The sequence below is a fragment of the Acinetobacter sp. ATCC 27244 genome (assembly GCF_000156555.1).
GTDB classification, from domain to species: Bacteria; Pseudomonadota; Gammaproteobacteria; order Pseudomonadales; family Moraxellaceae; genus Acinetobacter; species Acinetobacter haemolyticus.
Genome location: NZ_GG665960.1, coordinates 32,419 through 45,308 on the forward strand (window position 1 = coordinate 32,419; position 12,890 = coordinate 45,308).

A 12,890-nucleotide genomic window follows, 5' to 3' on the forward strand; every position below is an offset into this window, starting at 1 on the left:
ATATTGTGCAACATAGTCGCCACGGTACCCGTTTGTACTTTACTACCATCTTTTAAACGAACTTGTGGTAATACCTCACCCTCTTGCACCACTTTTTGATTTATTTCAGACAACTCATGTGTACCATTAACGATAGTCATCTTTTGATTCTCCAATAGTCATATACTTTACTTTTCAACTAAAATTAACATAAATATGCTCAAAAATTAAGCCTTGTTTCCACATTTGTGGAAACAAAAAAACACCGCAATAGCGGTGTTTTTTTATCAAGAAAAAATTACTTTTTCTTTTTCGGACCAAGCAGCATACCCATTTGGCGACCTTCCATTTTTGGAGGTTGCTCAACAACGCCAAACTCAGCCACATCAGCTTCAATTTTTTGTAATTGAGCAAGACCAAGCTGTTGGTGTGCCATTTCACGACCACGGAAACGTAAAGTAATTTTCACCTTATTTCCTTCTTCAAGGAAACGTAAAATTGCACGCAATTTTACTTGGTAATCACCTACGTCCGTCGCTGGGCGTAACTTGATTTCTTTCACTTGCACTTGATGCTGTTTTTTCTTCGCATCTTTTTGCTTTTGCTTTAAGTCAAATAAGTGCTTGTTGTAGTCCATGATTTTACAAACAGGAGGTTCTGCATTAGCAACGATCTCAACAAGGTCAAGATCAGCTTCTTCAGCAGCACGTAATGCTTCATTTAATGAAACGACACCTTTCTGTTCCCCATCAGCAGCAACGAGACGTACTTCTTTCGCACGAATCTCATCATTAATGGCTGGACGGTTACTTTTAGCACCTTGTTGTTGGTTACGATCAGGCTGTTTAATCTTTATTACTCCACAATGTACCGGCCGCGTTCGGCAACGGCAGATTTCACTAAATCAATGAATGCATCAATTGACATAGTACCTAAATTTTTTCCTGAGCGTGTACGTACATTTACGGTACCCTCTTCGACTTCTCGATCACCGAGAACCAAAAGATAAGGAATACGCTCTAGGGTACGCTCACGAATCTTAAATCCGATTTTTTCATTTCTCAAGTCAGAAATAGCACGAAGACCACTTTCTTTGAGTTTTGCAACCACTTGCTCACACGCATCTGCTTGTGAATCGGTAATATTCATCACACAAGCTTGAATTGGTGCAAGCCAAGGTGGCATGAAACCAGCGTAATGTTCAATTAGTATACCAATAAAACGCTCAAAACTGCCAAGAATTGCACGATGCAACATAACTGGTTGATCACGCTCATTGTCTTCAGTCACGTACGAAGCATCTAAACGGATTGGTAAGTTGAAGTCACACTGGATTGTACCGCACTGCCATACACGACCTAAGCAGTCTTTCAATGAAAATTCAATTTTCGGACCATAGAATGCACCTTCACCAGGTTGTAGATCCCATGCTAAGCCCGCGTCATCTAAAGCATCAGCCAAAGATTTTTCAGCAATATCCCAAAGTGCATCGTCACCCACACGCTTTTCAGGGCGTGTTGAAAGCTTCATTTGTACTTCTTCAAAACCGAAGTCTTTATAAACATCTAAAGTCAGTTTAATAAAGTCTGCAACTTCTTGACCAATTTGCTCTTTGGTACAGAAAATATGCGCATCATCTTGGGTAAAACCACGTACACGCATGATACCGTGTAAAGAACCTGATGGTTCGTTACGATGACATGAACCGAACTCCGCTAAACGGATTGGTAAATCACGGTAAGATTTTAATCCTTGGTTGAACACTTGCACGTGACAAGGGCAGTTCATTGGCTTTACTGCATAATTACGACTTTCTGAGTGAGTCGTAAACATGTTTTCAGCATAGTTTGCCGCATGTCCTGATTTTTCCCAAAGCGTAAAGTCTACGATCTGTGGTGTCTTAATTTCTTGGTAACCATTGTCCTGCTGAACTTTACGCATGTATTGTTCAAGCACTTGGTAAATCGTCCAACCATTGGCATGCCAGAACACCATACCTGGTGCTTCTTCTTGCATGTGGAATAAGTCTAAAGCTTTACCAATTTTACGATGGTCACGTTTTTCAGCTTCTTCAATACGTTTGATATACGCAGCCAACTGTTTCTTGTCTGCCCAAGCTGTACCATAAATACGCTGTAACTGTTCATTCTTGGCATCACCACGCCAGTAAGCACCAGAGATTTTAGTGAGCTTGAATGATTTTAAGAATTTAGTATTCGGTACGTGCGGACCACGGCACATATCCAAATAATCTTGATGGTAGTACAAGCCCATTTGAGTTTCTTCTGGCATGTCTGCAATCAAGCGTAATTTATATTCTTCACCACGTGCTGTGAATTCTGCAATCACATCTTCACGCGGTGTCATCTTTTTAATAACGTCATAATCTTGATCGATGAGCTTTTTCATACGCTCTTCAATCGCAGCCATATCATCCAAAGTAAATGGACGTGGCATCCAGATGTCGTAATAGAAACCTTCTTCGATCACTGGACCGATTACCATTTTCGCTTCAGGGAACAATTGCTTAACCGCATGTCCGACTAAGTGCGCACATGAGTGACGAATGATTTCTAAACCTTCTTCATCTTTCGGGGTAATAATCTGAACTGTTGCATCTTCTGTGATTAAATCACAAGCATCCACCAAACGATCATTGATACGACCAGCAACGGTATTTTTCGCTAGGCCCGGACCAATGCTCTGAGCAAGTTCCATCACGGAAATCGGTTGATCAAATTGCTTTTGATCACCATTTGGTAAAGTAATGATTGGCATAATAAAATCCTTAAGGAGTGATGCCCCGCACAATGGAGCATATCACCGCGAGATTATGTATTGAGGCGGACCTCAAAAAATAAAAAACGGCGGATAAAAAAGTACCCGAGATTTTACACAGGTTTAGACAAGGAAGAAACCTTTGATTCGAGAAAAACCCAAGTCAAAAATATATCTCAGACTAAAGCCTTAGTGATTTCGTGTCAGCAGCCTACTATGGTGATATAGATATATGCGGACTGCGGTCATTTTTAACACCCCAGTAAATTTCCTCATAAAATAAACATGGAGCAATACACATGGTTAGTGCATACGACGAATTACCCAAAAACCCTGCGAATTTTGTTGCGTTATCACCATTACGCTATTTAGAGCGTGCAGCTTATATTTACCCGAATCAGGCCGCAATTATTCATGGTAAACGTCAGATTACATGGCAACAAAGCTATCAACGCTGTCGTCAATTTGCACACCAACTGACACGTTTAGGTATTCAAAAGAACGATACCGTTTCTGTACTTTTACCGAATGTTCCAGCAATGATTGAAGCTCATTTTGCCGTTCCCATGGCAGGTGCCGTTCTAAATACGCTAAATACGCGCCTAGATGCCAAAACCATTGCCTTTATGCTAGAACATGCTGAAGCAAAAGTGCTTTTAGTTGACCCAGAGTTTAGACCGATTGCAGAAGAAGCACTCACACATCTTCATCAAGATATGATTGTAATTGACGTTTTTGATAATGAGTATGAAGGTGAACAACTGCCCCTTGGTCAATATGAATATGAGTCTTGGATAGCTCAAGGCGATCCTGAGTTTGAATGGTTACTTCCACAAGATGAATGGGATGCGATCAGCCTGAATTACACCTCGGGAACAACAGGAAATCCAAAAGGTGTGGTTTATCATCATCGTGGTGCTTACCTCAATGCAGCAAGTAATATTTTGGCATGTGGCATGAAACCTCGTGCTGTGTATCTTTGGACCTTACCCCTGTTTCATTGCAATGGCTGGTGTTTTGCATGGTCTATTGCCGCCAGTGGCGGAACCAATATTTGTTTACGTCGCGTCGATCCAACACTAATCTTTCAATATATTGCCGAACACAAAGTAGATTATTTCTGTGGCGCACCGATTGTTTTATCGATGCTGATCAATACGCCTCAGGAACAAAGAACCGCATTTGACCATCATGTGGAGGTGATGGTTGCTGGTGCTGCACCGCCAGTTGCGATTATTGAAGGGATGCGTAATATCGGCATCAATGTCAATCACGTCTATGGTTTAACCGAAACCTACGGTCCTTCAGCGCTATGTGCCTCACAAGCAGGTTGGAGTGAGTTATCTATCCAAGAACAAGCTCAATTGCATTCACGTCAAGGCGTTCCATACCCTCTACAAGACAGTATGCGAGTACTTGATCCTGAAACCATGCAACCTGTGCCAAATGATGGCGAAACCATGGGCGAAATCATGTTCCGTGGCAATATCGTCATGAAAGGCTATCTCAAAAACCCACAGGCCACTGAAGAAGCATTTCAAGGGGGTTGGTTCCATACCGGGGATTTAGCCGTATGCCATCCCGATGGCTATGCCAAAATCACGGACCGCTCCAAAGACATTATTATTTCAGGTGGGGAAAATATTTCTTCATTAGAAGTCGAAGATGTTTTATATCGACATCCAGCAGTCATGACTGCAGCCGTAGTCGCAAAGCCTGATCCACGTTGGCAAGAGGTGCCTTGTGCTTTTATTGAATTAAAACAAGGTAGCACAACTTCAGCAGAAGAAATTATTCTGCACTGTCAAAAAGAACTTGCACGCTTTAAAGTTCCTAAAGATGTAGTAATTACTGAGATCCCTAAAACATCAACAGGGAAATTACAAAAATTTATTTTAAGAGAATGGGCAAAAGAACGAGCTACAAGTGAGTTTGGAAATTAATTGCCTAAATGCAAAAGAAGTTTCCTTAGAAACTTCTTTTTTTCAAGTTAACCTTGATCAGATAACAGCGCGACTTGTTGTACATAGTTTACAAACTTACGTTTAGAAGCTTCGAGCTCTTCCTCACTCACCTGTTGTTTGATGTCACGATGAATACGAAGAACATGCTGACGTAAAGTATGGCGTTCTGATGCATTAAATACTTTGCTGAATTCATTAATGATCGGATCACCTTGCTCAATCATACGATCAACCCAACGCATCAATTGCATTTGTTTCTTTGCACCTTGTTGCGGTGTGAGATAAGACAAAATTATGCTTTCATCTTCATTACGCAACAATTTGCCAATTCGCTGAAACTGACGACGACGTGCTTCAAATGAACTAATTTTTTGAACTTCAAGCAACGCATCTATCAGACGTTCATCCACAGGAAGTTTTTGAATTTGTTTTACATTCAATTGAGCCAATTGCTCACCTAAAGCAGCCATACGTTGTACAGCTTTCTTTTGCTCTGTTCTACTCGCACGCCCTTCTAATGACTCAAAATCTTCATCGGTATAACGTTGGGTACCACGTGCCACTATTACTCTGCCTCATAAAATTTTGCTGCGAACAGCGTTTGAATTTCTTCCAGTGCTTTGTCTTCATCAGCACCATCAATCACTAACCTTAATGTCGTGCCCTTACCCGCACCCAACATCAACAATGACATAATATTTTTTGCATCTACCAGCTTATCACCCTTACCAATTTGAATAGAAGAGCGAAATTTGGTCGTCACCTCAATCAGTTTACCTGATGCGCGTGCATGTAAGCCAAGTTTATTAATTACATCAATTGTTGTGTCTATCATGACCAGTGCTTCATTTCTCTATGTAAGATTTGGACAGCCCATTTTGCCTCAAGGGCTTGCTTGAGTCTATCCACGATATAAACTGAACGATGTTGTCCACCCGTGCAACCCACAGAAATGGTCATATAATGGCGATGTCCCTCTGCAAAAGCAGGTAGCCACTTTTCCAAGAAAGCATAAATATCAGCAAACATTTCATTGGTTTGCTGACTGCTCTCTAAAAATCGACGTACAGGTTCATCTAAACCAGATAAACGACGTAAATCTAAATCCCAATGTGGGTTAGGCAAATGACGGACATCAAATACATAATCAGCATCTAAAGGAATGCCATGCTTATAACCAAACGATTGCAAAATAACAATTAAGTTATCAGACTGCCCTAGTTTGGACAGTAAAATATGTTTTAAATCATGTACACTTTTATCTGTCGTATCAATATGCACTGTAGAGCGAAATTGTATCGGAATCAGCAGTTGCTTTTCTTCTTGTATACACTGCAATAAACTATTAAAACGGCTCGCTAAAGGATGCGGGCGTCTAGATGCACTAAAACGAGCAATCAAATCTTGATCTTGGGTAGTCAAATAAATGACATCAACTGAACCATGTCTTTTTAATTGCTCAAACACATGATCAAACTCTTGCATATCAGCGCGTGTGCTTCGAATATCAACACCTAACGCCAATTGCTCCAGATTATTTTCATGATCAAGTTTCGCCACTATTTCAGGCAACAGTGCCAAAGGTAAGTTATCTATACAATAGTAGCCTAAATCTTCAAGCACTTGTAACGCTGAAGATTTTCCTGAACCAGATTGTCCTGTGACGATAAGAATACGCTTCATGGCATGTTGCCCTTTTTATTCTGAAGTTCTAAGTTTTAAAATTTACTTGTAAATTATCGATTAAACGCGTCGTACCTAATTTTGCCGCAACAAATAAAACCAAATCTTGATCAAATTGCGTAATCGGCTGTAAATTGGTTTGACGAGCTTCCACATAATCCACAACAAAACCTGCTTGTGTCAATTCAGTTGAGATATTTGCTAACACTTGCTCCAACACTTGACCATCATGCAATTGCTGTTCCGCTTTCTTTAACAACTGGTAAATTTTAGGGGCAATTTCACGTTGCTCTTGAGATAAATAACCATTGCGAGAACTTAAAGCCAAGCCATCCTCAGCACGCACGATGGGCACACCAATCACTTCCAAAGGCATATTTAAATCTTGTACCAACTGACGAATCACCGCGAGTTGCTGATAATCCTTTTGACCAAAGAAAGCATAGTCCGGCTGTACCATATTAAATAATTTGGTAACAACGACTGCCACGCCATCAAAATGACCAGGGCGAGACTTCCCACACAAATCATCGGTAATTTGCCCAACACTAATATTGGTCAAGCGTGGTTGTGTTCCATACATTTGCTCAACAGAAGGCGCAAAAATAATATCGCAACCCACATCCGCCAACAAACGACTATCTTGCTCTAAAGTACGTGGATAGTTATCAAAATCTTCACCCGCACCGAATTGAATTGGGTTGACAAAGATGCTCACCACAACCACATCACAAATCTTTTTAGCAGCACGAACCAAGGTCAAATGACCTTCATGCAAATTTCCCATCGTCGGGACAAAACCAATCATTTTTTTGTTGCTGCGTGCTGTTGCAAGTGACGCAGTTAAGCCTTGTATCGTTGTTTCAGTTTTCATGAATTAAAGCTCAACTTGGAAAGTATGTTCTTTAGCTGGGAAAGATTGGTCTTGAACAGCAGCATGATAGGCTTTAAATGCATCTAAAATTGCTGTTTCACCCGCCTGTTCTTTCATAAAATTACGGACAAAACGTGCAACTCGACCAAAAGTAAGCCCCAACATGTCTTGTGCAACCAATACCTGCCCATCTGTTTCATTACCTGCACCGATTCCAATCACAGGCGTATTTGGAAATAACTCAGCGATCTCTTTACCCAACTGAGCAGGAACGCATTCTAGCAATAATACTGATGCACCTGCGTCAACCACAGCTTGACAATCTGCAATTAATTGATCGGCCGCTTCGCGTGTTCTTGCCTGCAATTTATAACCGCCAAACACATGTACTGATTGCGGCGTCAAACCTAAATGGACACAGACGGGAATACCATTGCGGGTCAACACTGTAACTAACTCACTGAGCCAAGCACCACCTTCAATTTTGACCATTTGAGCACCAACTTGCATCACGGCTTTAGCACTTTTCAAGCCATCTTCAAGTGTTGCATAACTCATAAATGGCAAATCAGTCATGATTAAGGCATGTGTATTTCCACGGCGGACTGCCGCAGTATGATAAGCCATATCTTCAACTGTAACAGGAAGCGTTGAATCTCTTCCTTGAATCGCCATCCCCAGAGAATCACCGATTAAAATCGTATCAATTTGAGCCAATTCCATTGCTTTCGCCATACTTGCATCATAGCAAGTCAGGCAAGAAAACTTGCGTCCGTCAGCTTTAAACTTTCTTAAGTCACTTAGACTAATCATGATGATGTCCTCTACAGGCGTTTTCAGAACGAAACAATCTTAAGCAGCCGCCCAAGATTGATCGGCTATTACAGTCAAGTTTGCTTGCTGTACCAGTTCTAAGTCTTTTAATGAATGACCATTTAATTGTAAATGAGCATCTAAATCTAATAAGGGAAGAATTACAAAATCACGTTGTAAAATACCAATATGGGGCACAGTTAAACGTTCATTTTGAATTTGTTCTTGACCATAGATTAACAGATCAAGATCTAGGGTTCGCTCTCCCCAACGTCGCAAACGAACACGCCCCGCATCTTGTTCTAACTGTTGCAATTGGTCTAACAAGTCAAGTGGTGTCAATGTCGTGTCCAGTTGAACAACAGCATTTAAATAATGTGGTTGATCTTGAGGTCCCATCGGTGGACTTTGGTAAAGGCGAGAAACCTGTACTTCACCCAACATTGATAATTTCGCAACAGCTTCACGAAGAATTTGTTGCGAATCACCTAAGTTACTACCTAAACCGATATAAGTACGAATCGTCATTGAGTCGGTCCAAAAACGACTTGCTTTAAATCACGTTGCACACGTTTTCGCTTTAAAATCGGATGATCTGAATTGATTTGACCTGTATCTGCCGCCTTTTCAAGAAAACGATTTGCTGAATCACCAGCCCGCACACGCTCTTTTTTCGCACGACGATTTCTTGGTTCTGGAACATCAACCAATGGTTCAATTTCAGTATGCTTCAACTCTTCGGTGTCAGCAGCTTTACGTCGGGTCTTCGTACGTTGACGGTTATACTGACGAATAGCGGCTTCTTTTTGGTCAGTGGTCATTTCTTGGTAATTTTCCCACCAAACGCCCATACCTTCAGTGCTGGCATCACCTGATTTCTCACGTAGCAACAAGAAATCGAATCCTGCACGGAAACGCGCATGCCCAGCTAATGCTTCTATTTGTTGAGGTTTTGGATTGAGCAATCGACTTTGCATCTCCCACACTTCACGAATAAAAGTTTCAGCAAAACGAGGAATAATCGTACGAGTTGCTTGACGCTTAAGCACATCAAGACCTGCTTGAGCACGCGCTTCGGCTGGCACGACGCCTTTATTGAGATAAAAGTCACAGCGCTCTAAAAAGGGTTTCCATAACAAGACCGCATAGAAAAAAGCAGGATTGATGGTTTTACCGATTTGAATTCGCTGATCAGTATTCTTGGCTGCACGCTCGATAAATGAGGTGATGTTTGGCGGAATTTCAGCAAACAATTGTTTCCAAACACCAAACTCGATCAACATCGGCAAAACCTGAGTGAGATGCCCCATAGTAAAGAGCTTTTGTGACTCATCATAAAGTCGATGTGGTGAAACATCACGCAATAATTGCGTCATCTCAACATCAAAAACGTCAAGAATGGATTGATCGATTTGAAAGTTCAGTTTCGCCGCAAAACGCAATGCACGCAACATGCGTACAGGATCTTCCTCAAAACGCTGAGCTGGCTCACCCAAAAACCGTAAAGTACGGGTTTTGATATCTTCAACACCTTGGCAGAAGTCCAGCACAACCCCCTTACGAGGTTGATAATAAAGCGTATTGATCGAAAAATCTCGACGAGCAAAATCCTGCTCAATTGTTCCCCAATTATTATCACGAAGAATCATACCAGAAGCACTGGTGACTGCTTTTTTCGGAGGGGCACGGAAGGTCGCGACTTCGATCAGTTCACGACCAGAATACACATGAGCTAACTCAAAACGTCGCCCAATAATACGACAGCGCCGCCCAAACACTTCTTTTACTTGGGCTGGAGTAGCATTGGTTACCGCGTCAAAATCCTTTGGATTAAGACCTAACATCATATCGCGAACACCACCACCTACAATATATGCCTCATAACCTGCTTTAGTCAGACTATCGATCACATCTAATATTGAGGAAGGGAGTTGAGTTGTGGACAAACCACATTTTGACGCACGCAAAGTTTGCAAAAGACACTGTCTCCTACGTCAGGACGTAAATAACAATTTGTCGCTAATCATAGCTCTAACACACACAAAGGGCAATTTATTCTGCTGAAGTTTCAAGATATCAGCACGCATTTTTTACCACCAACACTTTAACCAACCTATAAAATAAGTCTCGACCTATTCTTTTCAAGCAGTTTCGGCCCAATTCCTTTGACATTCATGAGTTCATCTAATGCTTTAAATGCACCATGTTTTTGTCGATATTCAATAATCGCTTGGGCTTTTTTCTCACCTACACCACTTAAACTTTGCAACTGCTGTAAGTTCGCTTGATTTAAGCTAATTTTATCGCCTGAAATATTTACAGAAGATGAAACAGGTTTCACATTTTGTTGCTGGGTCGGTCTAGATAAATAATATTGGTCATCTTGTCTAGCCAATTGCTGATCATGTTTTTGTTGCTGTGTTTTCCATTGTATATAGGATTGATCAAACTGTTTAGCATTGAGCTGGGGAATTACCCCCAACCATAAAATAATCAATAATAAAAAGTTAGTTTTGCTGCGTAACTGCGGCAATTTCATCAGAGCTCCCCTCAAATTTTAAATGTCTTTTTGCTTGCTCCCATAGCTGGTCCATTTCCGCCAAACTCATTTCTTGCAAGTCTTTCTGTTGTCGATGTGCTTGTTGTTCGATATAGGCAAAGCGACTTCTAAATTTATGAATTGTCGCCAGTAATGCCGTTTCACTCGACAGCCCAAGTTTACGACCTACATTGATCAAAGAAAATAGACAATCTCCAAATTCTTCTTGTATTTCATCGGTTTTTCCCGTTTTAAGCGCTTGTTGTAATTCTGCTAGCTCTTCGTCTAATTTTCCGTAAGCATCGTCTACCGTTTCAAAATCAAAACCAAGTTGTGCTGCTTTTTTTTGGATTTCATCCGCTTGAACTAAAGCAGGTGCATGCTTCACCTCATCTAATCGAGATCTTGGCTTACCCTGTTTCTCTTGCTGCTTAATTTGTTTCCATAGCTCGCTTACCTGTTCAGGGTTCAAGTTCTGAAACTGTTCAGCTTGAAATACATGCGGATGACGTCGAATCAGTTTCTCACTAATTGCATCAACCACATCATGAAAATCAAAAGCCCCTTGCTCACTGAACATTTGTGATTGAAAAACCACTTGCAACAATAGATCTCCAAGCTCTTGACGAATTTCATCCAAATCACCAACACGAATCGCAGCTTCGACTTCATAAGCCTCTTCAATCGCATAACGCGTTAAGCTCTCAGGTGTTTGTTGTTGATCCCATGGACATTTTTGTCTTAGCTCACGCATGATTTCTAATAGCTTTTCCATGATTATCTCCTCACCCCTTACGCTGTTGCAGTTTTAACCAGCTTCTGTCTAATATACGCTGGTCCGAAAAGTATCAATATAAAGTAAGGAAAAGCAATGCAACATAGTGTTTTTATTAGTGGTGCAGCTCAAGGTATAGGTGCCGAAATCGCCCGTCTGTTTCATCAAAAAGGCTATAAAGTAGGCATCTACGATATCAACTTAGAACAAGCGCAAGCTTTAGCTACGGAACTGGGTGCAAATACGAAAGCGGGTTATTTAGACGTTAGCGATTATCCACAATGGCAAATCGCATTACAGGAATTTCAAAACTGGGCAGGCGAACTCAATATTCTAATTAACAATGCTGGAATCTTATATTCTGGTGCTTTTGAAAATACAACCATCCCCTCTCATCACCGCACAATTGATATCAATGTAAAAGGTGTTCTTAATGGTTGCCACGCGGCTTTAAATTATTTACAAAAAGCAAGTTTTGCTCGGGTCATCAACCTCTCTTCTGCTTCAGCTATTTATGGACAAGCCGATCTAGCCTCATACTCTGCCAGTAAATTTGCCGTGCGTGGTTTAACTGAAGCTCTAGATGTGGAATGGCAAAAATATAATATTCGTGTGCTCGATGTTATGCCATTATTTGTGCAAACCAGTATGGTAAAAAATATGGATGCTGGGAGTATTCAAAATATCGGTGTAGATCTAACCCCAGCAGATGTTGCACAACAGGTTTTAGCTTTAACACAACAAAGAAATCACTTCCTTATTCCTACCCACACTCCTATTGGCATTAAAACCAAACTAATGTTTCAATTATCACGTATTAGCCCACAGTTTTTAAACCGAATCACCAATATATTATTATCCAAGCAAGCATAAAAAAAGAAAAGTGCTTTATATTTTAAACAATATAAAGCCTAACAACCCTATATTAATTCACTTTTCACACAAATATAAAAATCATTAAAAATAAAACCATCACATTAATCAATAAAAATTAAAAATAGCGCACAAAATCGCAAACCCAAAAATAAAAACATTATAATTCATCAAATTACATACAAAATTAAATTATAAATAAAACCTGATCAAATACCACAAAAACAATAGACAGACAAGTCTTTAAAATATTCAAAAAAATAGTGACTTTAAAATTTATTTTAAATAGAATCCGCCTGCTACAAAAATAGCAACTTAATCTAAAATCTTTTAAAGTGTTTATAATATGAAAAAATTATTAGTTTTAACTGCTGCTGCAACGTTTTCTTTCTCTACTTTTGCAGCGACCGAGGGTAAACCATTTTCAACTGCTGAATTAAAGGCAATGGATTGCGCAACACTTTCTGTTGAGCAATCAAATGCAAAACGTGAGTTAGCAAGCGCAGAGAAAAATATTGCGAATATTAATGCAAATGCTCAATCACCAAACAAGGCAGTAAGCAAATGGGCTGGTCTTGCAAGTGGCGCATTAACTGCTTTCGGTGGCAACTC

13 protein-coding genes and 2 pseudogenes are annotated in these 12,890 nt (G+C 40.4%); 3 read left to right on the plus strand and 12 right to left on the minus strand.

Annotated features, from left to right (window positions below):
• From HMPREF0023_RS16770 to thrS, 3 genes and pseudogenes are all read right to left on the minus strand, one after another.
• Positions 1-140 (minus strand): annotated as a pseudogene (locus tag HMPREF0023_RS16770) (hypothetical protein); the annotation flags it as partial.
• A 137-nt stretch (positions 141-277) separates the two neighbouring features.
• Positions 278-829, minus strand: coding sequence for a translation initiation factor IF-3 (infC, locus tag HMPREF0023_RS16335; protein ID WP_075316144.1), 552 nt, complete (start codon positions 827-829; stop codon positions 278-280).
• 5 nt (positions 830-834) lie between these two features.
• On the minus strand, positions 835-2,757 hold the full coding sequence (gene thrS / locus HMPREF0023_RS11405; protein ID WP_005092352.1) for a threonine--tRNA ligase: 1,923 nt from the start codon (positions 2,755-2,757) through the stop codon (positions 835-837).
• 299 nt (positions 2,758-3,056) lie between these two features.
• Between thrS and HMPREF0023_RS11410 the strand changes: the two genes are divergently transcribed.
• Positions 3,057-4,700 (plus strand): acyl-CoA synthetase, encoded by a 1,644-nt coding sequence (locus HMPREF0023_RS11410; protein ID WP_005092350.1) that lies wholly within the window; start codon positions 3,057-3,059, stop codon positions 4,698-4,700.
• 47 nt (positions 4,701-4,747) lie between these two features.
• Here the strand turns inward: HMPREF0023_RS11410 and yjgA are convergent, their stop codons facing one another.
• The 9 genes from yjgA to mazG form a co-directional block, all read right to left on the minus strand.
• Positions 4,748-5,284: a ribosome biogenesis factor YjgA gene (gene yjgA / locus HMPREF0023_RS11415; protein WP_004637958.1), complete on the minus strand. Its 537-nt coding sequence runs from the start codon at positions 5,282-5,284 to the stop codon at positions 4,748-4,750.
• A 2-nt stretch (positions 5,285-5,286) separates the two neighbouring features.
• On the minus strand, positions 5,287-5,556 hold the full coding sequence (locus HMPREF0023_RS11420) for an HPr family phosphocarrier protein (protein WP_004637957.1): 270 nt from the start codon (positions 5,554-5,556) through the stop codon (positions 5,287-5,289).
• Positions 5,553-6,404 (minus strand): RNase adapter RapZ, encoded by an 852-nt coding sequence (gene rapZ / locus HMPREF0023_RS11425; protein WP_004637956.1) that lies wholly within the window; start codon positions 6,402-6,404, stop codon positions 5,553-5,555. Before rapZ ends, HMPREF0023_RS11420 begins: the two co-directional genes overlap by 4 nt.
• 28 nt (positions 6,405-6,432) lie before the next feature.
• Positions 6,433-7,278 (minus strand): pantoate--beta-alanine ligase, encoded by an 846-nt coding sequence (gene panC / locus HMPREF0023_RS11430; RefSeq protein WP_004637955.1) that lies wholly within the window; start codon positions 7,276-7,278, stop codon positions 6,433-6,435.
• 3 nt (positions 7,279-7,281) lie between these two features.
• On the minus strand, positions 7,282-8,091 hold the full coding sequence (gene panB, locus HMPREF0023_RS11435) for a 3-methyl-2-oxobutanoate hydroxymethyltransferase (protein WP_004637954.1): 810 nt from the start codon (positions 8,089-8,091) through the stop codon (positions 7,282-7,284).
• Between the two features lie 39 nt (positions 8,092-8,130).
• A complete protein-coding gene (folK, locus tag HMPREF0023_RS11440; protein WP_004637953.1) occupies positions 8,131-8,619 on the minus strand; it encodes a 2-amino-4-hydroxy-6-hydroxymethyldihydropteridine diphosphokinase in 489 nt (162 codons plus the stop codon).
• Positions 8,616-10,067, minus strand: a complete 1,452-nt coding sequence (gene pcnB / locus HMPREF0023_RS11445) for a polynucleotide adenylyltransferase PcnB (protein ID WP_004637952.1) — start codon at positions 10,065-10,067, stop codon at positions 8,616-8,618. Before pcnB ends, folK begins: the two co-directional genes overlap by 4 nt.
• A gap of 137 nt (positions 10,068-10,204) precedes the next feature.
• Positions 10,205-10,630, minus strand: coding sequence for a ComEA family DNA-binding protein (locus HMPREF0023_RS11450; RefSeq protein ID WP_005092347.1), 426 nt, complete (start codon positions 10,628-10,630; stop codon positions 10,205-10,207).
• Positions 10,599-11,405 (minus strand): nucleoside triphosphate pyrophosphohydrolase, encoded by an 807-nt coding sequence (gene mazG / locus HMPREF0023_RS11455; RefSeq protein WP_005092344.1) that lies wholly within the window; start codon positions 11,403-11,405, stop codon positions 10,599-10,601. The genes HMPREF0023_RS11450 and mazG overlap by 32 nt, the downstream gene beginning before the upstream one ends.
• A 96-nt stretch (positions 11,406-11,501) precedes the next feature.
• Here mazG and HMPREF0023_RS11460 point away from each other — a divergent pair, with 96 nt between their 5' ends.
• Entirely contained in the window at positions 11,502-12,278 is a 777-nt protein-coding gene (locus HMPREF0023_RS11460) for an SDR family oxidoreductase (protein WP_005092342.1), read from the plus strand.
• 346 nt (positions 12,279-12,624) lie between these two features.
• Positions 12,625-12,890, plus strand: a pseudogene (locus HMPREF0023_RS11465) (hypothetical protein); the annotation flags it as partial.